This is a genomic window from Rhizobium sp. P40RR-XXII, from assembly GCF_012641405.1.
In the GTDB taxonomy this organism is placed as follows: domain Bacteria; phylum Pseudomonadota; class Alphaproteobacteria; order Rhizobiales; family Rhizobiaceae; genus Rhizobium.
Window position 1 is genome coordinate 66,895 of sequence record NZ_JABAII010000015.1, and the last position, 24,841, is coordinate 91,735.

The window sequence follows — 24,841 nt, forward strand, 5'->3', positions numbered from 1 at the left end:
CAAAACCTTTTGTCGCACCCATCAGCCTTAGCCACTTCCGTATTGGCCGGCTTGCCATTAGCTTCTCGTGGAAGCCAATCGAGGAACGGAACATGCTGACATTCTATTCTGCGCCCGGAAGCTGCGCGCTCGCCAGCCTCATCGCCCTGGAAGAATCCGGTCTCGCCTATGAGCACCGTCGCATCAACCTCGCCAATGGCGATCAGCGCCAGCCGGAGTATCTGGCCATCAACCCCAAGGGCCGGGTGCCGGCGCTGGTAACCGATCGCGGCGTCATCACCGAGAATGTTGCGATCCTGGCCTATATCGCCCAGATCGCGCCGGCCGCAAAGCTCGCGCCGCTCGATGACCCCTTCGAATTTGCGCAGATGCAATCATTCAACGGCTATATCGCCTCCACTGTTCATGTGAACCATGCGCATAAGGGCCGTGGTTATCGCTGGACCGACGATGCGGTGGCCATCGAGACAATGAAGGCCAAGGTGCCGCAGACGATGACGGAGGCCTTCACCCTGATCGAAGACAAGATGCTGAAAGGCCCTTGGGTGATGGGCGAACAATATACCGTTGCCGACGGCTATCTCTTCACCATGGAGACGTGGCTACCGGGAGACGGTGTCGATCGTAGCCAGTTTGCGAAGGTCAGCGCCCATTATGCACGCATGCTTGAGCGTTCGGCAGTCCAGAAGGCGCTTGCTGTCGAAAAGGGTTGATCATACCCCGTCGAATGTTGCCTGAAGCTTTTTCGGGGCGCGGTACTGCCACGCCTCGACCAGGCGCTGTTGCAGTTCCTCGTCGCCGATCGCGCTGATGCGCAAGGGCAGGGAAGGCCAGCCGATATAGTGATCGGTCTGGAAATAGATCTCCGGCGCCATTTCCATCAGCTGTTCCTTGCGGTCGATCGGCAGCGACAGCACGATGGTCTCGTTATTCTTGACAGTCGCGAATGCCTTGCCGCCGACTTTGAAGGCCGGCAGGCCGTAATGCAGGCCGGGCTCGACCGCCGGCAGACCGGCTTCCGCCACAAGCCGCTCCAGTCGTTCCGCGATGGTATCCATATTGACGTTCGAAGTCATGCTTGCGCTACGGAAACAGGCTTTCTCACGCGCATTCTTCCGGCTGAACGTTTCGCTTGTCCATAGGCCGCCCGAGATTTTCCGGCATCAGCGGCAGGTCGGCGAGCTCCTCCAGCGACATCGCCGCAAGCATGGGATGCTGCAGCGGGTCGTCTTCCGGTTTATAATCCTCATCCAATAAGTGACTGAAGAAAAGCTTCAAGATCGACATCGCATGCCTCCTTGGATCTCCGCGTGGATGCAACCAGAAGGGCATCAGCCGGGCGGGCGGCGGCAGTTTTTAATTCCATGCTGCAATAATCGCGCGAATTGTCGCTTCATGCAATTGAGAATGACGTGACGCTACTATAGTTATTCTATAATGAGAAACCTCAACAACGTTCATCTGAATGGCCTGCGTGCCCTGGAAGCGGTCGGGCGGCTCGGCTCGCTGCAGGCCGCTGCCGACGAACTCGGCGTGACGGTCGGTGCTGTCAGTCAGCAGGTCATCAAGGCCGAGGCGCAGCTCGGTCGCCCGCTTTTCGAGCGCACGCCCAAGGGCATGGCGGTCACAGCTTCGGGACTGGCGGTGCTGGCAAGGCTTGGCGAAGGCTTTCAGGCGCTCACGGCCGCAGTCGCGCTGGCGCAGCACAAGGACGAGAATATTCTTACCATTTCGGTCGCGCCGGTTTTCGCGGCGCGCTGGCTGGTGTACCGGCTCGATCGATTTGCCAACCGCCATCCGGATATCCGCTTGCGCATCGATGCCACCACGCGGCTCATCAGTCCGGCGACCTCGGATGTCGATATCGGCATTCGGGTCGGCAGCGGGCAATGGCCGGGCGTCAAGGCCGAGCTGCTGCTGGCGCAGGAAGTGTTCCCGGTCGTCACGCCGCAGATTGCCGCCACGCTCCGCGAGCCCACCGATCTCCTGAAAGTTCCCGCCGTCATCGACGGACATGCCATGTTCGGCTGGGAAGTGTGGCTGCGCAAGGCCGGACTTTCAGGCCATTGCATGGAAGAGCGGCACATCTTCAACGACGCGTCGCTCTGTCTGGATGCGGCCATAGCGGGGCAGGGGGTGATGCTCGCCTGGCAGACGCTGGCTGCCTATGCGCTGCAGCAGAAATGCCTCGTCGATCCCTTTGGCATCCGCGCCAAAACGGGCTTCGGCCATTATTTCGTTACGGCTGCGGGCGTGCGGGAGCCGAAGAAAGTGACTGCCTTCAAGGCCTGGATTCGCGAAGAGATGGAAGAGAGCATCCGTCTCTTCCTGTAGGATCTATCAGACCGGCTCCTTGCCGCGCGTCGCCTGCATGGCCTTGTAGGCATCGCGCGACTGGCAGCGCGCGATCCAGGCTTTCATCTTCGGACGCGCATCGAACAATTCCTGTTCAGTCTGGGCGTAGCGCATCACTTCCGCCAGGTTGAGATCGGCGGCGGTAAAGCGATTACCGACGAGATAATCCTGATTTTGCAGGTGCTTCTCCAGGACATCGAGCGGCTTCTTCAGCGAGCGGCAGGCAACAGCGATTCCCGCTTTGCCGACCTCACTGTTTTCCTGGGCATTGTCATAGATGCGGACGAGCGCGACGCTGTAGGGCTCGACTTCGGTCGCGGCCCACATGGTCCACATCGACATCAGCCCTTCTTCCTCCACCGTCTTGCCGGCCAGCGGGCCGCCATATTTGCGCGCGAGATAAAGATTGATGGCGAGCGACTCGTGCATGACGAGATCGCCGTCCTTGATGCAGGGGATCATGCCCATCGGATTGATGGCCAGAAACTCCGGCGACATGGTGTTGATCGGCGCATCGGCGGCAAGCGGGTTGGGCAGCCGGCTGGCCTGAATGACAGGAACGGATTTGAACTCGACGCCGAGCTCGTGAGCCATCCAATAGTTGCGCGAAGCGCGCGAGCGATAGACACCGTAGATCGTCAGCATATGGGTCTCCCAGATTCGAGTAGGCGGGACATTATTGATCGCTTGGGACGAGCGGAAGGCCTTGCGGTTGATATCTCGATGAAAGCTTGTGATGGAATAGCGTATACTGGGACCATTTCCTGAGGTGCGCAGGCCATGAGGCCGGAGCCTCGGACCGCGAGGGCGGGTGGGTAGGCACAGAGCAAGCACGAAAATATCAGCCGCCTCCCGAATTATTTGCAAATCATGCTGCCGATGCCCAGCCTTCGTTCGGAAATTAGCGCCCGCGCATGTTAGATTCGAATCGTGATTTCATCGGATGCGGTAGGGGGCAGCCGGTGAAATGCATAAGCGCATTTGGTGACTGCGATCTCGGGAGGAGAGCAGATGCTTGCGACCAGTGTATCGCTAGACGACAAATATACCGCAGAGGAAGGCCGCGTTTTCATGACCGGCTTGCAGACGCTGGTGCGGCTGCCCATGACGCAGATGCGCCGCGACCGCGCTGCCGGCCTCAATACGGCCGCCTTCATTTCAGGTTATCGCGGCTCGCCGCTCGGCGGCTACGACCAACAGCTCTTGAAAGCCAAGACTTACCTAGACGCATATGACGTCACCTTCCAGCCTGGGATCAACGAGGATCTTGCTGCGACGGCCGTATGGGGCTCGCAGCAGGTTGGCCTTTCCCCCGGCGCCCGCAAGGATGGCGTGCTCGGCATCTGGTATGGCAAAGGTCCTGGCGTCGACCGCTCCGGTGATGTGCTGAAGCACGCCAATGCCGCCGGCACCTCCAAGCATGGCGGCGTTCTCTGTTTTGCAGGCGACGACCATTCCGCCAAATCTTCGACCATGCCGCACCAGACCGACCATGATTTCATGTCTGCCGTCATCCCGGTCATCTATCCCTCGTCCATCCACGAATTTCTCGAATACGGCCTGCTCGGCATCGCCATGTCGCGCTATTCCGGCTGCTGGGTCGGCATGAAGTTCATCGCCGACACCATAGAAACGACGGCCGCCGTCGATCTCTCGGGCGAGAGGCGGCAATTCGTCCTGCCGACCGATTTCGAAATGCCGCCCGGCGGCCTCAATCTGCGCTGGCCAGATCCGCCGCTGGTGCAGGATGATCGTCTGCAGACCTACAAGGCCTATGCGGCCATCGCCTTTGCCCGTGCCAATCGCGTCGACGAAATCACGCACGACGTGCCGAACGCCCGCCTCGGCATCATCTCGTCCGGCAAGGCCTATGAGGATGTGCTGCAGGCCCTGCGCGAACTCGAGATCGGCCCGCAGGAAATGGCCGCGATCGGCCTGCGTATCCTCAAGATACGCATGCCCTGGCCGCTGGAGCCCGAGGCTGTCAGGCATTTCTCGGAAGGACTGGACGAGGTTCTCGTCGTCGAGGAGCGGCGCGAGATCATCGAAAACCAGATCAAGCAGCAGCTCTTCAACTGGCGGGCCGATGTCCGTCCGCGCATCGTCGGCAAGTTCGACGAGCACGATAAACCCTATCTCAGCCTGTCGGCGGCATTGACCGTCGGCGCGGTCGCGAGAGCCATCGCCGGACGCATCGTCAAGCTCGATCTCGATCAGGGCCTGCATGACCGCATCGCCGCCAAGCTCGCTTATCTTGCCGAGCGCGGCCAGATCAGCCGCACTCACGTTGCACCGCTGAACCGCACGCCCTTCTTCTGCTCCGGCTGTCCACACAATACGTCCACCAGAGTTCCCGAGGGCAGCCGCGCCATCGCCGGCATCGGCTGCCACTACATGGTCACCTGGATGGACCGCAACACCGAGACCTTCACGCAGATGGGCGGCGAAGGCGTACCGTGGACGGCAATCGCCCGCTACACCGACGAAAAGCACATGTTCGTCAATCTCGGCGACGGCACCTATTTTCACTCCGGCATTCTCGCCATCCGCCAGTCCGTCGCCTCCAAGGTCAACGTCACCTACAAGCTGCTCTATAACGACGCCGTCGCCATGACCGGCGGCCAGCCGATCGATGGCTATCTGACACCGGAGCTGGTGACGAAGCAGCTGCATGACGAGGGTGTCAAGCCGATCTACCTGCTGTCTGATAATCCCGATGCCTATCGCGCCTCGGAGCTTGCGCCCGGCGTCAAGGTGCTGCATCGCGACCATATTGATCAGGTGATGCTGACGCTGCGCGAGACCGAGGGTTGTTCGGCGATCGTCTATGTCCAGACCTGTGCGGCAGAGAAGCGCCGCCGCCGCAGCCGCGGTCTGATGGAAGATCCGGCCAAGCGTGTCTTCATCAACCCGGCTGTCTGCGAGGGCTGCGGCGATTGCTCCGTGCAATCCAACTGCATCTCCGTCGAGCCGCTGGAAACGGAGTTCGGCCGCAAACGGCAGATCAACCAATCGAGCTGCAACAAGGATTTCTCCTGCGTCAAGGGCTTCTGCCCGTCCTTTGTCACCGTTCATGGCGGCAAGCGCCGCAAGCGCAAAGCGCTTGAACATGCCGATGTCGACGTGCCGATGCCCGAAATCCCCGTCATCGGCGATCGGCCCTGGAACATTGCGATTGCCGGCGTCGGCGGCACCGGCATCCTGACGATCGGCGCGATCCTCGGCATGGCCGCGCATCTGGACGGCAAGGTGCCGATGATCCTCGACATGGCCGGCCTTGCCCAAAAAGGCGGCGCGGTCATGAGCCATTTGCGCATCGGTCACAATCAGGCCGACGTTACCTCGTCGCGCATCGTCAATGGCGGCGCCGATCTGCTGTTTGCCGCGGATGAAGTGGTCGGCGCCTCGAAGGATGCGATTACGCTCTGTTCCTCGAACCGCACGACCGCCATCGTCAACACCGGCCTGATGCCGGTCGCCGATTTCGTCCGCAACCGCGATTTCGATTTCAAGGTCGGCTCGCTGCAGCACACCATCGCCAAGACCGTCAGCGACAAGTCCGTCTTTCTCGATTTCAACCACGTTGCGACCGAGGTGACCGGCGATGCCATATCGACCAATATTCTGCTGACCGGCTTTGCCTGGCAGCGCGGCCTGCTGCCGCTGTCGCTGGAAGCAATCGAAAAGGCGATCGAGCTCAACGGTGTCGCGGTCAAGGCGAGCCTTTCCGCATTCCAGTGGGGCCGGCTTCTGGCGCATGACCCGCAGGCCGTGCATGCCATGATGGCCGAGCGCGATGCCGGCAAGACACTGGCGGAGATGAGCCTCGATGAGCTCATCAAGCATCGCAAGGCGCATCTGACGGCCTATCAGAATGCGGCGCTTGCCGAACGCTATGCCGGTTTCGTCGCCCGCGCCAATGCGCTGGCTGCGAGGGAACGGCTTTCGGACAAGGTGCCCTTTGCCGTCGCCGTCACCTATGCGCGCGTTCTAGCCTACAAGGACGAATACGAGGTCGCCCGCCTGCTGACCGATCCCGCTTTCGAGGCGCATCTGCACGAGGAGATGGAAGGCGATTTCAAGCTGGCGCTCAACCTTGCCCCGCCCATCCTCGGCGGCAAGGACCCGAATGGCCGGCCGAAGAAGCGCGAGTTCGGCGCCTGGATACTGCCGGTGCTGCGGGCGATCGCGCCGATGAAGCGACTGCGCGGCACGCTGCTCGATCCCTTTGGCTACATGGCGGAACGCCGGCTCGAGCGCCGCTTGATTGCCGGCTACGAAAAGATTGCGGAGCGGGTGCTTGCCGGCCTGCGTCATGACAACGAAGCCGAGGCCCTTGCCATCCTCTCGCTGTTTGATGAGATAAGAGGCTTCGGACCGATCAAGGAGGAGGCCGCCCGCAAGATCATGGCGAAGATATCAGACAAGCTGAAGGTCTATGAGATGCCTGGGGAGAAGCAAGGCAAGCAGCATGTGCCTGCTGACGCCGCATGACCGCAAAGGCCAAAACTTGAAGCGGGCATGAAGAGATATAGGTTCGTAAGGATCGCGCGTTCGGGACAATCGGGAGGAGAAGCCGGATGTTTGCAGGGGGATTGAATTTCGCGCTTGGCGAGGACATCGAGGCACTCCGCGAACAGGTGCGCCGTTTTGCCGCCAACCGTATCGCACCGTTTGCCGACGAAATCGACCGCAACAACAGTTTCCCGATGCATCTGTGGCGGGAGATGGGCGATCTCGGCCTGCTTGGGATCACCGTCGACGAAGCCTTCGGTGGCGCCGGCCTCGGTTATCTCGCCCATACGGTGGCGATGGAGGAAATCAGCCGCGCCTCGGCCTCCATCGGCCTGAGCTACGGCGCCCATTCCAACCTCTGCGTCAACCAGATCCACCGCAACGGCACGACGGCGCAGAAGGAGCGCTATCTGCCGAAGCTGATTTCAGGCGAGCATGTCGGTGCGTTGGCGATGTCGGAGCCCGGCGCGGGTTCCGATGTCGTCTCCATGAAGCTGCATGCCGAAAGGCGCGGCGGCCGCTATGTGCTGAACGGCAGCAAGATGTGGATCACCAACGGCCCCGATGCCGATGTCCTCGTCGTCTACGCCAAGACCTCGCCGGATGCCGGCCCGCGCGGCATCACCGCCTTCCTCGTCGAAAAAGGCTTCCCCGGCTTCTCCGTCGGCCAGAAGCTCGACAAGCTCGGCATGCGCGGCTCGAACACGTCGGAGCTGATCTTCCTCGATTGCGAAGTTCCGGAGGAAAATGTTCTGGGTCAGCTCGACGGCGGCGTCGGCGTGTTGATGTCCGGCCTCGACTATGAGCGCGTCGTGCTCTCCGGTGGCCCCATCGGCATCATGGCCGCCTGCATGGATGTGGTGCTGCCCTACATGCATGAGCGCAAGCAGTTCGGCCAGTCGATCGGCGAGTTCCAGCTGATGCAGGGCAAGCTGGCCGACATGTATGTCACCATGAATGCCGCGCGTGCCTATGTCTATGCGGTGGCCGCCGCCTGCGATCGCGGCGAGACCACTCGCAAGGATGCCGCCGGCTGCATTCTCTACTCCGCCGAGAAGGCGACGGCGCTGGCGCTCGAGTGCATCCAGGCGCTGGGCGGCAATGGCTACACCAATGATTATCCCGCCGGACGGCTGCTGCGCGACGCCAAACTCTATGAGATCGGCGCCGGCACTTCCGAAATCCGGCGCATGCTGATCGGCCGCGAGTTGTTCGGCGAAACGACCTGATTTCGAATTTCATTTTACTCGATCCGCGAGGCCGCATGACCGTCCTGAAATCAGAGATATCGACGCATACGGATCGCTTCCGCGACAACCGCGCCGCCATGCTGGAGGCGATCGGTGTCGCCGAGGCTGCTGCGTTGCAGGCGGCGGAAGGCGGAGGCGCCCAGGCGCGCGAGCGTCATGTCAGCCGTGGCAAGATGCTGCCGCGCGACCGCGTTGCCAGCCTAATCGATCCCGCCACGCCGTTTCTGGAGATCGGGACGACAGCCGCTCATGGTCTCTATGGCGGTGAGGCGCCGGGTGCCGGCCTGATCGCCGGCATCGGCCGCGTTTCCGGCCGCGACTGCATGATCGTCTGCAACGACGCCACGGTCAAAGGCGGCACCTACTATCCGATCACGGTGAAGAAGCATCTTCGCGCGCAGGAGATTGCGGCGGAGAACAATCTTCCCTGCATCTATCTTGTCGATTCCGGTGGCGCCAACCTGCCGAACCAGGACGAGGTCTTTCCGGACCGCGATCATTTCGGCCGCATCTTCTACAATCAGGCCAATATGTCGGCAGCGGGCATCCCGCAGATCGCCGTCGTCATGGGGTCCTGCACGGCAGGCGGCGCCTATGTGCCCGCCATGTCCGACGAAACCATCATTGTCGAGAAGCAGGGGACGATCTTTCTCGCCGGCCCGCCGCTCGTCAAGGCGGCGACGGGGGAAGTGGTCTCGGCCGAGGATCTGGGTGGCGGCGATGTGCACACACGTCTCTCCGGCGTTGCCGATCATCTGGCGCGTGACGATGCCCATGCCCTTGCGCTTGCCCGCCAAGCGGTTGCCAACCTCAATCGCCGCAAGCCGGAGAGCGTCGAGCTTCGCGCGCCAGAGGCGCCGCTCTACGATCCCGAAGAGATCCTTGGCATCGTCCCTTCCGATCTGCGCACGCCCTATGACGTGCGCGAGGTGATAGTGCGCATGGTGGATGGCTCCCGCCTCGATGAATTCAAGGCACGCTACGGCACGACGCTGGTTTGCGGCTTTGCCCATATCCACGGTATTCCCGTGGGGATCATCGCCAATAATGGCGTCCTCTTTTCGGAGTCGGCGCTGAAGGGCGCGCATTTCGTCGAGCTTTGCTCACAGCGCAAGATCCCGCTGGTCTTCCTGCAGAACATCACGGGCTTCATGGTCGGCCGCAAATACGAGACGGAAGGCATCGCCAAGAACGGCGCCAAGCTGGTGACGGCCGTGGCCACGACCAAAGTCCCGAAGATCACCATGCTGATCGGCGGCTCCTTCGGCGCCGGCAATTACGGCATGGCCGGCCGTGCCTATTCGCCGCGTTTCCTCTGGACCTGGCCGAACAGCCGCATCTCGGTCATGGGTGGGGAGCAGGCGGCTGGCGTGCTCGCCACTGTGCGCGGCGAGGCGCTGACGCGCGCCGGCAAGCCATGGACGAAGGAGGAAGAGGCCGCCTTCAAGGCACCGACGCTCAAGATGTTCGAAACCCAGAGCCACCCGCTCTACGCCTCGGCGCGCCTCTGGGACGATGGTATCATCGACCCGCGCAAGAGCCGCGACGTGCTGGCTCTGTCGCTTTCAGCAGCACTCAACGCGCCGATCGAAGACACGCGCTTCGGTCTTTTCAGAATGTGAGGAGATGGAGATGAAACGCGATGCCGTGAATGCCAAGAATGCGCCGCAGCCTCGCGGTGGTTATACGCAGGCCGTAAAACTTGAGAATTTCGAGCGATTGCTTTTTGTCAGCGGCCAGATTCCGACCGATGTCGACGATACCCTGCCGGAAGGCTTTCAAGCGCAGGCTCGCCAGGTCTGGCACAATATCGACGCTCAACTGAAGGCAGCCGGCATGACGAAGGACGATATCGTCAAGGTCACCACCTTTCTCGCCGACCGTCATCACACCATGGAGAACCGCGAGATCCGCAGCGAATATCTGGGCTCGCTCGCGCCGGCGATGACTGTCGTGATCGCTGGCATTTTCGATAAGGCCTGGCTGCTCGAAGTCGAAGTCATTGCCGCGCAATAGGGTCAGCCGATGTTTTCGAAGATACTGATCGCCAACCGCGGGGAAATCGCCTGCCGGGTCATCCGGACGGCAAGGCGCCTGGGCATCCGCACGGTCGCCGTCTATTCCGACGCCGATCGGGATGCGTTGCATGTGGCGCTGGCCGGCGAGGCCATTCATATCGGCCCGGCGGCGGCGGGCGAGAGCTATCTTTCGAAAGAGAAGATCATTGCGGCGGCTCAGCGAACCCGGGCGGAAGCCATTCACCCCGGCTATGGCTTTCTCTCGGAAAATGCCGAATTCGCCGAAGCGGTCGAGGCCGCGGGTCTCGTCTTCGTCGGCCCGTCGCCGGCCTCGATCCGGGCCATGGGGCTCAAGGATGCCGCCAAGGCGCTGATGGAGCGGGCCGGCGTGCCCGTTGTTCCCGGCTATCATGGCGATGGGCAGGAGCCCGGCTTCCTCGCCGAGCAGGCTGATGGCATCGGCTTTCCCGTTCTCATCAAGGCGCGGGCGGGCGGCGGCGGCAAGGGCATGCGCCGCGTCGACCGGCCGGAGGATTTAGAGGCCTCGCTGGAGGCGGCGAAGCGCGAGGCGAAATCCGCCTTCGGTGACGACGCCGTGTTGATCGAGAAATACCTGATCAAGCCGCGCCACATCGAAATCCAGGTCTTCGGCGACAGCTATGGCAATGCCGTGCATCTCTTCGAGCGCGATTGCTCGCTGCAGCGCCGGCACCAGAAGGTGATCGAGGAGGCTCCGGCCCCCGGCATGACTGAGGAGATGCGCAGTGCCATGGGCGAAGCGGCGGTTCGCGCCGCCCGCGCCATCGATTATCGCGGCGCCGGCACGGTCGAATTCATCGCCGACATCTCGGATGGCCTGTCGCCGGACCGCTTCTTCTTCATGGAAATGAATACTCGCCTGCAGGTCGAGCACCCCGTTACCGAGGCGATCGCCGGTGTCGACCTGGTGGAATGGCAATTGCGCGTAGCGAGCGGTGAGCCGCTGCCGAAGACGCAAGACGAACTCACCATAAACGGCTGGGCCTTCGAAGCCCGCATCTACGCAGAAGACCCCTCGCGCGGTTTCCTGCCGGCAACCGGCACGCTCTCGCACTTACGCTTTCCCGAAGATGATGCCCGCATCGATGCGGGCGTGCGCGAGGGCGACAGCATCACGCCGCATTACGATCCGCTGATCGCCAAGCTGACGGTGCATGCGCCGGATCGCGCGGCCGCCCTTGCCAGGCTCACGCAAGGGCTGAAGCAGACGCAGGTCGCCGGAACAACCACCAATCTCGATTTCCTCATCCGTCTCAGCCGCCAGCCGGATTTCGTCGCAGGTCATCCGGATACCGGGTTGATCGACCGGGATGTGGAGGCGCTGACCGCGACGCAACAGCCAGACGATGCGGCCCTTGCCATTGCCGCCATCGTCGAGGCGGGCGGCTTCAGGCGCGCCGCTGGTAGCGACCCCTGGCTCTCGCTCGGTGCCTGGCAGCTCTGGGGCGAAACAAGCCGACCTGTCACGCTGCATTTTGCCGGCGGCCATAGGAATTGCTGGGTGATCGCAAAGGCTGAGACGATTTTCAACGTTGCCTTCGATGATCGCACCATTCCTGTCCATCTCTTCGAAAGTGATACTGTTTCCCGACGCGTCGAGATCGACGGCCGGCAGTCCCATGTCGATATCTTTGAGACGTCGTCAGGCGTGACGCTGTTCTTTGACGGGCACACCCATCATTTCCATCGCCTCGATCTGCTCGATGGCGCGGAGGAGGCCGCCGCCGGTGGCGACCGTGTGATTGCGCCGATGCCGGGCCTCGTCAAGATCGTCCGCGTGCGGGAGGGCGACGCGGTGGCGAAGGGCCAGGCGCTGGTCGTCATGGAGGCCATGAAGATGGAGCTGACACTGACGGCGACGCGCGACGGCATCGTCGAAAGCCTGCATGTCGGCGAGGGCGATCAGACCAGCGAAAGCGCCGTGCTTCTGTCGCTTCGGCCGGAGGACGCGGTATGACCGACAAACCTCCCAACCACGTTACCATCGTCGAGATGGCGCCGCGCGACGGACTGCAGAATGAGAAAGAGCCGGTCGATACAGCGCGGAAGATCGAATTGGTGGATCTGCTCTCCGATTGCGGTTTCGAGCGCATCGAAGTCACCAGCTTCGTCAGTCCGAAATGGGTGCCGCAGCTTGCCGACGCCGCCGCGGTCATGGCCGGAATAGAGCGGCGTTCCGGCATTCGTTATGCGGCGCTGGCGCCCAACATGCAGGGCTTCGAGGCGGCACTTGCGGCGGGCGCCGATGAAGTGGCGATCTTCGCCTCGGCGTCCGAAACCTTCTCCATGCGCAACATCAATTGCTCCATCGCCGAAAGTATCGAACGTTTCCGGCCGGTTGCCGTAGCCAGCAGGGATCGCGGGGTTCCGTTGCGCGGCTATGTCAGCTGCGTCGTCGAATGCCCCTACGAGGGTGCCGTGCCGCCGCAAAACGTCGTGAGCGTTGCCCGGCAATTGCGAGCGCTCGGCTGCTATGAGATCAGCCTTGGCGACACGATCGGCAGAGGCGAACGGGAGGCGGTGGACAGAATGCTGGAAGCCGTTCTTGCCGAACTCCCTGCTTCCGTGCTGGCAGGCCATTTTCACGATACGTCAGGCCGGGCATTGGACAATATCGGGGTAGCTCTCGATCGGGGCCTGCGAGTATTCGACGCCGCCGCCGGCGGTCTCGGCGGCTGTCCCTTTGCTCCCGGCGCCAAGGGCAATCTCGATACCGTGGCGGTTCACCACTATCTGGCACTCCACGGCTTCGAGACCGGTCTCGATGATGAGAAGCTTGCCCGCGCCGCCGCCTTTGCCCGTAGCCTCAGGAGTGCCCCATGACATCGCAAACGATCCGCATCGACACCGATGGACGAGGCGTTGCCCACCTCACGCTGGCGCGCGCCGAGAAGCACAATGCCCTATCGGCTGAGATGATCGATGCCCTAACCGCGGCGGTTCGCGATCTTGCCCATGACAAGACGGTTCGGGTCGTCGTGCTCACCGGGGAGGGTGCGAGCTTCTGCGCCGGCGGAGATCTCGGCTGGATGCGCGCCCAGTTCGACGCAACGCGGGACGGGCGCATGGTCGAGGCGCGCCGGCTTGCCATGCTGTTCAAGGCGCTGAACGAGCTGCCGAAGCCGTTGATTGCCCGTGTGCATGGCAATGCCTTCGGCGGCGGCATTGGCATCCTCAGTGTCTGCGACATGGTGATATCGGCATCGACGGCCCGCTTTGGCCTGACGGAGGTGCGCCTCGGCATCATTCCCGCCACCATCAGCCCCTATGTCATCGCCCGCATCGGCGAGACGAATGCCCGCCCGCTCTTCCTCTCCGGCAAGATCATCGACGCCTGGCAGGCGCATGCCGCCGGCCTGCTGTCGCGAGTCGTTGCCGAGGAGGCGTTGGATGAAGCCGTGGAAGCGGAGGTCCGCCATTTCCTGGCCGCCTCTCCGCAAGCGGCCGCACGCGCCAAGGCCTTGGCGCGTTCCGTCGGCAGACCGATCACCGACGGCATGATCGATCATGTCGTCGAGCAATTGGCGGATGCGTGGGAGACCGAAGAGGCGAAGGAGGGCGTCACGGCCTTCTTCGAAAAGCGGCAGCCGAATTGGCGATCGGCCTAAAGCAGCCTGTTGTTTTCGATGGTCAATTGCTGGAACTGCGAGTTTCCCTTGGCCAACTCACCCGATGCCGGCTTGTCCCAGCGAAAGCCCATGATCGCGCCTTGCTGCATCTCCTGAAAGAGATTGCGTGAAATCACAGCCGCGCCGGCGCCGTCGGCGACCGAGACGACGCAGCCGATGCCGGCCTGTCTGACGATGTTGCCGGTTGCGACGACATTGCGGAGATATTGACCCCAGCCGAGCCGCATTCCCCAGAGCGGCGCATTCTCGATGACATTATCGGCAACAAGCGTATCCGCCTCGGCCGAGATACCGATGCCAAAGCCGCCATCCTGCGTGTAAGGTGCTGTAAGCGACAGGTTGCGGATGACATTGCCCGTCACCGAGGCGAGCCTTCCACCCTTGTCGAAATTGGTGACCGAGATGCCGTTGGCGGCGCCATCGACCAAGTTGTTGCTGATCACGGCACCGACAAACTCGAATTCGCAATAGATGGCGGTTTCGCCCGAACGCAGGCATTGATTGTTCGAGATCTGCACATTCGATGCCGAGTTGGCGCGGATCGCCGTGAAGGCGCAATCGGCAATTTGGTTGCCCGAAACCGTTACGCCATCGGCGCGGAAGACATTGATGCCGTTGCCGTTCTGGCCGGTGCCGCCGCCATTGGCGCGGATGCGGGCAATGCGGTTGTTGGTGACGCTGCTGCCATCCTCCGCCTTGTCCCAGCGATGGACCAGGATGCCGCCATTGCCGCAATCCTCGACGCGATTGCCGTTCATCGTCAATCCGACTGACTGGACGGAGTAGATGCCGGCCTCGGCGGCACCGGAGATGCGGCTGCGCTCGATCCGGCCGCCGCAGCGCTCCAGCTGTAGCGCATGCTTGCGGCTGCCTGATATCTCGCAATTGTCGATCAGCACCTCTTCAACGCCGGTAAATTGCAGCAGCCCCCCGGCATAATCGGCGAGCCAGCGATTGCCGCCGTCAAGCACGAGGCCCGAAAGCTCGATGCGCCTGGCCTTGTCCGCATTCATCAGATGGCCGTCACCGCTATAGACGAGCCGCGATGCGCCGGGAACGCCGGCGATGCGCGTATTGTTGGGCAGTGTCAGGTTGGAGATGTTGTATGTGCCGGGCGGCAGGAACAGCGGCATGTTGGTGCGCGCCGCATTGTCGATCATCGCTTGCAGCTTGCCGCTCCTGATGTCGCTCGCTCCCGGCGTCGTCTTCAGTGCAATAGCATCGATCGGTCCCCGCAATTCGGTGCCCGTCATCCTGGCAAGCGGCGCGGCGAAAACGCGAGGCGCTAGCAGGCCAGCGGCTGCCGAGGCGGTGAGGGAAGCGATGAAGGTGCGGCGTTGGATCATTGCGAACTCCGGAGATGACACCGGCAAAGCAGAAATCATGCCAGGCCTATCTGTGCCGTTTTGATACGGCGGCAGCCGTTCAAACGCGCTTGATCGGCCATAATAACCAAGTTCTTTCTATTTCGTTTACCAGTCCGGCACAGACGATGCCCTACGTCCGATCCATTGGCTCTAGGGGCGACTCGCCGCACATGTTAACCCTGCCACATGCGGATCGCGGCCTTTCAACGTCTGGCACTTTTCGACGCCGTCGAGCAGGCGGCCGAGGTTTTGGCGCGCGATCTCGCATGGGCCGAAGCGCAAGGCATCGATCTCGCCCTTTTCCCCGAATGCTATCTGCAGGGGCACAGCTACGATAAAGCCATTGCCGAACGCCGCGCGCTTTCTCTGGATGATCCGCATCTAAACACCCTTGTCGCTCGCTTCGCGGCGGGGAAAACGACAGCGATCGTCGGCCTTTTCGAGCGCAGGGGCGATGCGATCCACAACAGCGCCATCGTCGCCAAGTCGGGCCGGATAGTCGGGGTCTATGCCAAGGCGCATCCGCTCGAAAAGGGCTGCACGCCCGGAAAGGATTTTCCCGTCTGGGAGGAGGGGCATTGGCGCTTCGGCATCAATATCTGCGCCGATCTCAGATATCCCTACGCCGCACGCCGCCTGGCCGGAAAGGGAGCCGGCCTCATCTGCAACCCTATCAATCTTATGCTCCGGCCTCACAAAGCCGAGCTATGGCACAAGCCGGGCATTTCGAGCCTGCAGATATGCGCCAGGCATACGGGCTGCTGGGTCATGGCGTCAGATGTGGTCGGTGGCAACGAGGACGGCTGGGTGAGCTATGGCAGCAGCGCGATCGTCGATCCGAGCGGCGTCGTCGTGGCGAAGGCGAAGCCCTATTGCGAGGATGTCCTGGTTTTCGACCTGCCCGATCGGCAACCGACACGCGGATTCGATCAAAAAGCTGCTGTTATCGCTACCTAATCGTGCAAATCGCGCTATCCTCATAAGTCATGAGACCCGATCAACTGCTTTATCCGGCGCCCGAGGGCTTGTTCTGTCCGATCGGCGGCTTCTACATCGACCCCGTGCAGCCGGTCGGTCGAGCACTCGTCACGCATGGCCATTCCGACCATGCCCGCTCCGGCCATGCCCATGTGCTCGCCACGCGCCAGACCCTTGATATCATGCGCATCCGTTATGGCGACGGCTTTGCAGGATCCGAGCAGGCAGTTGCTTTCGGCGAGGAAGTGACGATCAACGGTGTCAAGGTGCAGTTCCATCCTGCAGGCCATGTGCTCGGCTCGGCGCAGATCGCGGTGGAGAAGGACGGGCTGCGTATCGTCGTTTCAGGAGATTACAAGCGTCGGCCGGACCCGACTTGTGAGGCCTATGTGCCGGTTCCCTGCGATGTCTTCATCACGGAGGCGACGTTCGGGCTGCCGGTCTTCCACCATCCCGACCCCATGGCCGAGACACGCAAGCTCCTAGCCTCGCTTCACCAGTTCCCCGAGCGAACGCATTTGATCGGCGCCTATGCGCTCGGCAAGGCACAGCGCGTCATCCGTCTTTTGCGCGATGCCGGCTATGACAAGCCGATCTATATTCACGGCGCGCTGGAAAGCCTGTGCGATTATTATATCAGCCAAGGCATCGCGCTCGGCGAACTCAAGCCGGCCACCATCGAAAGCCGGGATCAGTCGATCTTCCACGGCGCCGTTGTTGTCGGTCCGCCCTCCGCTTTCCAGGACCGCTGGGCGAGGCGCTTTCACGATCCGCTTCCGGCCTTCGCTTCCGGCTGGATGATGGTCCGCCAGCGTGCCAAGCAGCTCGGTGTCGAGCTGCCGCTCGTCATATCAGACCATTGCGATTGGCCTGAGCTGACCGAGACGATCTCCGATTTGAAGCCGAGCGAGGTCTGGGTCACCCACGGCCGCGAGGAGGCCTTGGTGCGCTGGTGCGAGCTGCAGGGCATCGCCGCCAAGCCGCTGCATCTCATCGGCTATGAAGACGAAGGAGACTAGATGATGAGGGTCGTCGTTTGTCTCGCCTTCTCCCCGGCGGGGAGAAGGTGGCCCGAAGGGTCGGATGAGGGGGATTTACGCGATATTGCAACGCTGCAGCGTATGCGTGGCGCGCGGGATTACCCCTGCTCCCCCTCATCCGCCCTCCGGGCACCTTCTCCCCGAGGGGAGAAGGAGGCGCTCAGATGAAAGCCTTTGCCGACCTTCTCGACCGCCTGGTGCTGACGCCGAGCCGCAACGGCAAGCTGAAGCTGCTGACCGATTATTTCCGCGATACGCCCGATCCTGACCGCGGCTATGGTCTGGCCGCCATCGCCGGCACGCTCGAGGTGCGCAACGTCAAGCCCGCCATGCTGCGCGAGCTTGTTCTCGAGCGCATGGATGACGTGCTGTTCCGCTATTCCTATGATTATGTCGGCGATCTAGCTGAGACGATCTCCCTGGTATGGGACAAGGAAAGCGACATCGAGCGCCCTGCCGGCGAGCAGCCGAAGCTCGGCGATATCGTCCGCCGCATGAATGCGCTCGGGCGGACCGAGGTGCGCAGTTTCGTCCGCGACCTGCTGGACCGGCTGGATACGTCAGGCCGTTTCGCCTTCCTGAAACTTGCGACCGGTGCGCTGCGCATCGGCGTCTCGGCGCGCCTCGCCAAGCAGGCGCTCGCGGAGCTTGGCGGCAAGGACGTGACCGAGATCGAAACGCTTTGGCATGGCCTGCAGCCGCCCTATGAAAGCCTGTTCCGCTGGCTTGCGGGGGAGGCTGAGAAGCCGATCCTGGCGACGCCGGCGATTTTCCATTCCGTCATGCTCGCCAATCCGGTTGAAACCGGCGATCTCGACGGCCTCGACCCGCGGGATTTCGCCGCCGAATGGAAATGGGATGGCATTCGCGTCCAGCTTTCGCGCTCCGGGGACACGAGCAAGCTCTACTCGCGCTCGGGCGACGATATATCCGGCACCTTTCCCGACATCGTCGATGCGATAAGTTTCGAAGGCGTGATGGATGGCGAGTTGCTGGTCGGCGGCACCGTTCGCTCCAACAGCCCGACGCGCAGCTTTTCCGATCTGCAGCAGCGCCTCAACCGCAAGACCGTCACCACGAAGATGCTGGAGGAGTTCCCGGCCTTCATTCGTGCCTACGATCTTCTGTTCGATGGGGCGGAGGACGTGCGCGCCCGCGGCTTCCTTGATCGGCGCGAGCGGCTCACTGAGATCATCGATGCCGCGCCTCACGATCGTTTCGACCTTTCGCCGCTCGTCGATTTCACCTCCTGGGAGGAGCTCGACCGACTGCGCGCCGCACCGCCCGATCCGGTGATCGAAGGCGTGATGATCAAGCGCAAAGACAGTTCTTATCTCGCCGGCCGCGCCAAGGGGCCGTGGTTCAAATGGAAGCGCGATCCCTACAATGTCGATGCCGTGCTGATGTATGCGCAGCGCGGCCATGGCAAGCGATCCAGCTACTATTCCGATTTCACCTTCGGCGTCTGGGCGACGACGCCGGAGGGCGAACAGCTCGTGCCCGTCGGCAAGGCCTATTTCGGCTTCACCGATGCGGAGCTGGAGGTGCTTGACAAGTTCGTGCGCAACAATACGGTCGATCGCTTCGGCCCGGTGCGAGCGGTGCGCGCCGATCACGATTTCGGCTTCGTGCTCGAGGTGGCCTTTGAAGGCATCAACCGCTCCACCCGTCATAAATCGGGTGTTGCGATGCGTTTTCCGCGCATTGCCCGGCTTCGGCCGGACAAGCCGCCCTACGAGGCGGACAGACTGGAAACTTTGATCGCGATGATTGACGCCAAGGCTCCTGTTGTCGATGAATAGGCTGGGGCGATTCCTCACCACAATGTGAGTTGGCCTTGCCTTTCAACCCGTGCAGATTTGCGCTGCGCCGGGATATTTGGACAGAGCCATGACCACGTCTGACGACCACCTATTCCGTCTCAATCGTCGCGCCATTCTGGCCGGCATCGCTTCCACCCTTTTCACGCCCAGTATTGTCAGAGCGGCCGATGACAGTACGATCGGAAGCAAGCCCACCGAGAACAAGGGTGAGATTGCCCGGAGCGACGAAAAGGCTTCGGATGCGCCGCCGCAGCTCGCGGGCGATTACGCCAAGGAGCGCCATCTGTTCCGGACCGACCTCCTGAGCAAAGGCGCGGCTCCCGACATCTATGAGCCTCTGGTCACGCCATCGACGGCCGATCGGCTTTTCTATCGCAGCGGCGTTGGCGACGAGTTGGAGCTCGTCGCCTGGGTTTCCCGCTACACGCGCTCGGCGAAGCCGAAGCCGGCCGTGCTTTTCCTGCATGGCGGCAATGCCATCGGCCAGGGGCACTGGCAGCTGATGAAGCCGTATATCGATGCCGGCTATGTCGTCATGATCCCTTCGATGCGCGGCGAGAACGGGCAGAGGGGCAATTTCTCGGGCTTTTACGACGAAGTTGCCGATGTGCTGGCCGCTTCCAACCGGCTGCGGCACCTGCCGGGTGTCGATCCGCATCGCCTGTTCCTGGCGGGCCACAGCATCGGCGGCACGCTGGCCATGCTGACTGCCATGTCGACGAAACGGTTCCGCGCGGTCGCGCCGATATCAGGCAATCCGGATGCCTATGCCTTCTTCGGCCGCTATCCGCAGGACATCCGCTTCAACACCAAGAACCCGCGCGAATTCCAGATGCGCTCGCCGCTCTGCTATGCGCACAGCTTCAAGAGCCCGGTAAAGCTGTTCCATGGCACCGAAGAAGCCCACTTCGACTCGCGCCTGACGCTGCTCTCGAAGCGGGCGATGGCCGCCGGCGTGAAGATGGAGATGGCGACGGTTCCGGGTAGCCATAATTCAGCCCTGCCGGGCGAGATCGAGCAGAGCATCGAGTTCTTCAGGAGCGTCGCTGTCTAAATACCGGCTATTTACGGTGTCAACCGATCTATCAGCGCTGCCGCCGCCTCCGCGATCACGGTTCCGGGTGGAAAGATCGAGTCCGCGCCCGCCGCTTCGAGGGCCGCGAAATCCTGTGGCGGAATGACGCCGCCGACGGCGATCAGCACCTTACCCGCATGGCGGCGCGCGAGCGCAGCCTTCAATTCCGGCACCAGTGTCAGATGGCCGGCGGCAAGCGACGATGCGCCGACGATGTCGACGCCTTCGCGCACGGCGACGTCGGCCACTTCCTCCGGGGTCTGGAACATGGCGCCGACGACGACATCGAAACCGAGATCGGCAAAGGCCGTGGCGATCACCTTCTGGCCGCGATCGTGCCCATCCTGGCCCATCTTGGCGATGAGGATGCGCGGCTTCTCGCCCCGCGCCCTGCGGAACGCCTCGACCTTGGCCACCGCCGCATTGAAGAGCGGATTTTCGGCGCCGACTTCCTTGCGGTAGACGCCGGAGATGGTTCTGATCTCCGCGACATGGCGGCCATAGGCTTTTTCGAGCGCCAGCGAGATTTCGCCGACGGTGGCTCTCGCCCTTGCTGCCTTGACGGCAAAATCGAGCAGATTGCCCGTGCCTTTTCGAGCGGCCTCCGTCAGCGCATCCAATGCGCTTTCCACCGCAGCGGTCTCGCGCGTGCCCTTCAGCTGCTGCAGCTTGGAAAGCTGGCGTGCCCGCACCTCGGAATTTTCGACCTTCAGGACATCGACTTCGATATCCTTTTCCGGCTTGGAAAAATTGACGCCGACGACGGTCTGATGGCCGCTGTCGATGCGCGCCTGTGTGCGGGCCGCCGCTTCCTCGATCCGAAGTTTGGGGATGCCCTTCTCGATCGCCTTCGCCATGCCGCCGAGCGCTTCCACTTCTTCGATATGGGCAAGGGCGCGCGCGGCAAGATCATGGGTCAGCCGTTCGACATAGGCCGAGCCTCCCCAGGGGTCGATGATCCCTGTCGTGCCCGATTCCTTCTGCAAGAGGATCTGCGTGTTGCGGGCAATGCGGGCGGAATGATCCGTCGGCAGGGCCAGGGCCTCGTCGAAGGAGTTGGTATGGAGCGATTGCGTATGTCCCTGTGTGGCCGCCATCGCCTCGACCATGGTGCGGATGATGTTGTTCATCGGGTCCTGCGCCGTCAGCGACCAGCCGGAGGTTTGGCTATGGGTCCTGAGCGCCAGGGATTTCTGGTCCTTCGGCGCGAAATTCTTCTGCATCAGCGCGGCCCAGATCAGCCGTCCGGCGCGCATCTTGGCGACCTCCATGAAGAAGTTCATGCCGACGGCCCAGAAGAAGGAGAGGCGAGGGGCGAAGCTGTCGATATCGAGCCCTGCGGCAACCCCGGCGCGGGCATATTCGATGCCGTCGGCGATCGTATAGGCCAGCTCCAGGTCTGCCGTCGCGCCGGCCTCCTGCATGTGGTAGCCGGAGATCGAGATGGAGTTGAACTTCGGCATCCGCTCGCTGGTATAGCTGAAAATATCCGAAACGATCCGCATCGAGGGTTGCGGCGGATAGATATAGGTGTTGCGGACCATGAACTCCTTGAGGATGTCGTTCTGGATCGTGCCGGAAAGCTTGTCCTCGGAGACCCCCTGTTCCTCCGCCGCGACGATGTAGAGCGCCATGATTGGCAACACCGCGCCATTCATGGTCATCGATACGCTCATCTTGTCGAGCGGAATGCCGTCGAAGAGCTGGCGCATGTCGAGGATGGAATCGATCGCCACGCCCGCCATGCCGACATCGCCGGCGACGCGCGGATGATCGCTGTCATAGCCGCGATGGGTGGCCAGATCGAAGGCGACGGAAAGGCCCTTCTGCCCGGCCGCAAGATTGCGGCGATAGAAGGCATTGGATTCCTCGGCTGTCGAGAACCCCGCATATTGCCGGATGGTCCAGGGTTGCTGGACATACATTGTCGGATAAGGGCCGCGCACGAAAGGTGCTGCGCCGGGATGGGTCTCAAGGAAGTTCAGTCCGGAGAGTTCGCGTTCGCCATAGGCGCGCTTGACGGCGATGCCTTCGGGGGTCTCCCAGGTTGGGGCGGCGGTTGTTAGCGCGGTTGCTTGCGGTTTCGCCCAGGGGACGTTTGTGAAGTTGGGGATTTTGGTCATGGAGCGGAAGCCTCCGTGGATGCGGAGTGTACAGTACCCCCCTCTGTCGCTGTCGCGACATCTCCCCCACAAGGGGGGAGATTGGAGACTCGCGAACCCTTTTCGCACCAAATCGATATCGAATCCGCGGGAGCTAAGTTTGATGCTCCTGTGGCATGAAGCAGCTGTTTCGGAACGATCTCCCCCCTTGTGGGGGAGATGTCACGAAGTGACAAAGGGGGGTGCGCACTTGCCTCGAACGCGATACTCATTTTCATCCCTCCACCCCCTCATCCAGCCGCACCGGCATCAACCCCATGCCGTCAGCAACCGGCCCCAAAGCCCCCAAAACAGCCACAGGCCGCTCCGTCTTCATCGCAAACAGCGTCGTCCCCACGATTGGCCTGGAGGCACGACCTGCACGTGCCTCGGCAATCATCGCCGCAAGCCGACCGCCCGCGATTACTTTTGCCAATCCGCCTTTGCCTTCGATCTCGGTGAAAATATCCCATGCCCGCTCGGCCAGTGCGTCGGTCAGCGCCTCGATGCCGCCGGCTCCGGCGGCTGGGTCGACGACATGATCGAGATGGCTCTCAGCGATTAGGATCGTCTGCGTGTTGCGCGCCAGGCGCCGCGCCAGCGGATCGGGAATGCCGTGCGTCAGGCTGTGCGGCAGGACGGAAATCTCGCCGGCGCCGCCGACGCCGGCTGAAAAAACCGCGATCGTATTGCGCAGAATATTCGTCTCGGGATCGCGGTGGGTGAGCATCCGATAGCTTGTTTCCGCCAGGAGATGCGGCGGCTCTGGATCGGGCACGCCGCAAGCCTCGGCGATCCGGGTGAAGATCAGCCGCGCCGCGCGCGTCTTTGCCATCGCCGTGAACTGGTTCTGATCGGCCGAAAGGCAGAGGCTGGTTGCCCGAAGCGCTGCTTCCGGCGAAAGGCCGGCCTTATCCAGTAATCGCAAATGACCCACGAGGCTTGCGGCTATGACAGCAAGTTCCTGCGCCTCCGTTCCGCCGGCATTATGCGCGGCCCGACCGTCTGCATTGACGATCGTGCCCGTGAATCCGCGTTCGGCGAAGTGCTTGATATCGTTTGCGGTCGCAGCCTGTTCTCCCCCCGTCGAAAAAGCATCGAGGCCGAGATGCAATGTCTGGGCAGCCTTATCCGCGATCGATGCGATCAGGGCGTCCAGGAAGCGGGGTGCAAAGCCGTCGAGGCGGATTGCAACAATTCTGCCGGAGATTGCAGCCGCCAGCCTGTCGGAAAGGGGCGTGGCCTGCGCGTCGGTACCGGTGCCAAAGGCGGAGACGGAGGTTTTGGAGATGAGATGAATGCCGCTTGCGCCATTGGCAAGATCGTCGCCGAGTTGCACCAGCGCCCGCTCTATATTCGGATCGTCCATGCGCTGGGCCACCGTCCAGGGCATATCGGCTCGCTGGCGCGAAAGCGGCGTGCAATCGGGCCGACGCTCGTAAAGCGGCTCGATGGCAATGCCGTCATCGGTCTGCGACACCAGCGTCTTTTGGAAATCCTGGCCCTTCAGCGCCCGTTCCACCAGTTTCAGCCAGCCCTTGCGGTCGGTTTGGTCGAAGATGGCCGGGTCGAGACTGTCGATATTCATGCGATCCTCCGTCCCGCAATGGTCTAGCTCATGATGCCGCGAGGGAAAACAGGAGTTTGGTCAATCGGTGCAATATCTCGCCGATGACGCCAGCCTCGCTCCAGCCGCGACGGTCATCATGCGGCTGACCCGATATGTCCCAACTGGTTTCCGATGATGGCCGATCTTCTGCCCGTTTCCCGTCACCTGCTCGCCGCTGCCGCTCTGATGGCATTGTCCGCCTGCAGCATCATTCCCGATACGGGCGCCACGGACCCGGATCGGTTCGTGCAGGAGACCACGCCGGTCTTCTATCGGCCGGAGGGCATCGATCCGAATAGGGTAAAGCGCCTACCGGTTCAGCCCGTGCCGCAGGCGCGCGATCTCTTCCAGACGCAATTCCATCAAACCTATGGTTTGCCGACCTTTAATCCAGTGCATCAGGCAATGTATGCGCAGCGAAGCGAAGACGACTTCACTTTGCCGGCCATTCCTTACAAGCGCATCGATCCGCGCTTCCTGCGGCAGGAGGTGGATTACCAGACCAAGGAGCGCCCCGGCACCATCGTCGTCGATACACGCGACCACTTCCTCTATTTCGTCGAGCCGGGCGGCAAGGCGATGCGCTATGGCGTCGGCCTCGGCGCCGCGGGATATGCCTGGCACGGCAGGGGGATGATCCAGTGGAAGCAGAAGTGGCCGCGCTGGACGCCGCCCGCCGAGATGGTTGCGCGCGACCCGCAGATGAAGTCGCTGTCAGCCGAGCGTGGCGGCATGAATCCCGGGCCGACCAACCCGCTTGGAGCGCGGGCGCTCTATATCTATCAGAATGGCCGCGATACGCTTTATCGCGTCCACGGCACGCCGGATTGGCAGTCGATCGGCAAGGCGGCATCCTCCGGCTGCGTGCGCATGCTTAACCAGGACGTGATCGATCTCTATAATCGGGTACCCGATAAAACGGAAATTGTCGTTTTGTAGTGGTATTTTACCACAAATTTTCGTGATGTTGCATAAGTGCGATAGCCGGGGTGGTCTAGGCTC

General features: G+C 62.2%; 20 protein-coding genes. 14 read left to right on the plus strand and 6 right to left on the minus strand.

Annotated elements, in window-relative coordinates; all coding sequences use genetic code 11:
- Positions 1-92: 92 nt before the first annotated feature.
- Entirely contained in the window at positions 93-713 is a 621-nt protein-coding gene (locus tag HGP16_RS24485; RefSeq protein WP_168842590.1) for a glutathione S-transferase family protein, read from the plus strand.
- On the opposite strand, the gene HGP16_RS24490 is transcribed toward HGP16_RS24485, so the two are convergent.
- Both HGP16_RS24490 and HGP16_RS24495 read right to left on the minus strand, forming a co-directional pair.
- Positions 714-1,076 (minus strand): MmcQ/YjbR family DNA-binding protein, encoded by a 363-nt coding sequence (locus tag HGP16_RS24490; protein WP_168842591.1) that lies wholly within the window; start codon positions 1,074-1,076, stop codon positions 714-716.
- Positions 1,077-1,101: 25 nt separating this feature from the next.
- Positions 1,102-1,287 carry a hypothetical protein gene (locus tag HGP16_RS24495; RefSeq protein ID WP_168842592.1) on the minus strand — a complete coding sequence of 62 codons (186 nt, stop codon included), beginning with the start codon at positions 1,285-1,287 and terminating at the stop codon, positions 1,102-1,104.
- A 150-nt stretch (positions 1,288-1,437) separates the two neighbouring features.
- Between HGP16_RS24495 and HGP16_RS24500 the strand changes: the two genes are divergently transcribed.
- Entirely contained in the window at positions 1,438-2,334 is an 897-nt protein-coding gene (locus HGP16_RS24500; protein WP_168842593.1) for a LysR substrate-binding domain-containing protein, read from the plus strand.
- Between the two features lie 6 nt (positions 2,335-2,340).
- Here HGP16_RS24500 and HGP16_RS24505 read toward each other — a convergent pair whose 3' ends face one another.
- Entirely contained in the window at positions 2,341-3,000 is a 660-nt protein-coding gene (locus tag HGP16_RS24505) for a glutathione S-transferase family protein (protein ID WP_168842594.1), read from the minus strand.
- Between the two features lie 366 nt (positions 3,001-3,366).
- Here HGP16_RS24505 and HGP16_RS24510 point away from each other — a divergent pair, with 366 nt between their 5' ends.
- The 7 genes from HGP16_RS24510 to HGP16_RS24540 all read left to right on the plus strand — a co-directional run bounded on the left by HGP16_RS24510 (position 3,367) and on the right by HGP16_RS24540 (position 13,785).
- Positions 3,367-6,849 carry an indolepyruvate ferredoxin oxidoreductase family protein gene (locus tag HGP16_RS24510; RefSeq protein ID WP_168842595.1) on the plus strand — a complete coding sequence of 1,161 codons (3,483 nt, stop codon included), beginning with the start codon at positions 3,367-3,369 and terminating at the stop codon, positions 6,847-6,849.
- A gap of 86 nt (positions 6,850-6,935) precedes the next feature.
- A complete protein-coding gene (locus tag HGP16_RS24515) occupies positions 6,936-8,099 on the plus strand; it encodes an isovaleryl-CoA dehydrogenase (RefSeq protein WP_168842596.1) in 1,164 nt (387 codons plus the stop codon).
- Positions 8,100-8,134: 35 nt separating this feature from the next.
- Positions 8,135-9,742 carry a carboxyl transferase domain-containing protein gene (locus HGP16_RS24520; protein ID WP_168842597.1) on the plus strand — a complete coding sequence of 536 codons (1,608 nt, stop codon included), beginning with the start codon at positions 8,135-8,137 and terminating at the stop codon, positions 9,740-9,742.
- Positions 9,743-9,752: 10 nt separating this feature from the next.
- A complete protein-coding gene (locus tag HGP16_RS24525; protein WP_168842598.1) occupies positions 9,753-10,136 on the plus strand; it encodes a RidA family protein in 384 nt (127 codons plus the stop codon).
- A 9-nt stretch (positions 10,137-10,145) separates the two neighbouring features.
- Positions 10,146-12,134, plus strand: coding sequence for an acetyl/propionyl/methylcrotonyl-CoA carboxylase subunit alpha (locus tag HGP16_RS24530; RefSeq protein WP_168842599.1), 1,989 nt, complete (start codon positions 10,146-10,148; stop codon positions 12,132-12,134).
- Positions 12,131-13,000: a hydroxymethylglutaryl-CoA lyase gene (locus HGP16_RS24535; protein ID WP_168842600.1), complete on the plus strand. Its 870-nt coding sequence runs from the start codon at positions 12,131-12,133 to the stop codon at positions 12,998-13,000. Before HGP16_RS24530 ends, HGP16_RS24535 begins: the two co-directional genes overlap by 4 nt.
- Entirely contained in the window at positions 12,997-13,785 is a 789-nt protein-coding gene (locus HGP16_RS24540; RefSeq protein WP_168842601.1) for a crotonase/enoyl-CoA hydratase family protein, read from the plus strand. Before HGP16_RS24535 ends, HGP16_RS24540 begins: the two co-directional genes overlap by 4 nt.
- Here the strand turns inward: HGP16_RS24540 and HGP16_RS24545 are convergent.
- Positions 13,782-15,152 (minus strand): TIGR03808 family TAT-translocated repetitive protein, encoded by a 1,371-nt coding sequence (locus tag HGP16_RS24545; protein ID WP_168842602.1) that lies wholly within the window; start codon positions 15,150-15,152, stop codon positions 13,782-13,784. The two genes, HGP16_RS24540 and HGP16_RS24545, sit on opposite strands and share 4 nt — an antisense overlap.
- Before the next feature lie 207 nt (positions 15,153-15,359).
- On the opposite strand from HGP16_RS24545, the gene HGP16_RS24550 reads away from it, so the two are divergent.
- The 4 genes from HGP16_RS24550 (at position 15,360) to HGP16_RS24565 (ending at position 20,068) form a co-directional block, all read left to right on the plus strand.
- Positions 15,360-16,130, plus strand: coding sequence for a carbon-nitrogen hydrolase family protein (locus HGP16_RS24550; RefSeq protein WP_168842603.1), 771 nt, complete (start codon positions 15,360-15,362; stop codon positions 16,128-16,130).
- Between the two features lie 29 nt (positions 16,131-16,159).
- Complete coding sequence (locus tag HGP16_RS24555; protein WP_168842604.1) at positions 16,160-17,170, plus strand: ligase-associated DNA damage response exonuclease; 1,011 nt, start codon at positions 16,160-16,162, stop codon at positions 17,168-17,170.
- Between the two features lie 185 nt (positions 17,171-17,355).
- Positions 17,356-18,993 carry a cisplatin damage response ATP-dependent DNA ligase gene (locus tag HGP16_RS24560; RefSeq protein WP_168842605.1) on the plus strand — a complete coding sequence of 546 codons (1,638 nt, stop codon included), beginning with the start codon at positions 17,356-17,358 and terminating at the stop codon, positions 18,991-18,993.
- 88 nt (positions 18,994-19,081) lie between these two features.
- Entirely contained in the window at positions 19,082-20,068 is a 987-nt protein-coding gene (locus HGP16_RS24565; RefSeq protein ID WP_168842606.1) for an alpha/beta hydrolase family protein, read from the plus strand.
- Between the two features lie 11 nt (positions 20,069-20,079).
- Here HGP16_RS24565 and scpA read toward each other — a convergent pair whose 3' ends face one another.
- The gene (gene scpA / locus HGP16_RS24570) at positions 20,080-22,212 is read right to left on the minus strand and encodes a methylmalonyl-CoA mutase (RefSeq protein ID WP_168842607.1); all 2,133 of its coding nucleotides are present in this window, start codon (positions 22,210-22,212) and stop codon (positions 20,080-20,082) included.
- A 253-nt stretch (positions 22,213-22,465) separates the two neighbouring features.
- The gene (locus HGP16_RS24575; protein ID WP_168842608.1) at positions 22,466-23,818 is read right to left on the minus strand and encodes a methylmalonyl-CoA mutase family protein; all 1,353 of its coding nucleotides are present in this window, start codon (positions 23,816-23,818) and stop codon (positions 22,466-22,468) included.
- 156 nt (positions 23,819-23,974) lie between these two features.
- Here HGP16_RS24575 and HGP16_RS24580 point away from each other — a divergent pair, with 156 nt between their 5' ends.
- A complete protein-coding gene (locus HGP16_RS24580; protein WP_409526861.1) occupies positions 23,975-24,778 on the plus strand; it encodes a L,D-transpeptidase in 804 nt (267 codons plus the stop codon).
- The last annotated feature ends 63 nt before the right edge of the window (positions 24,779-24,841 follow it).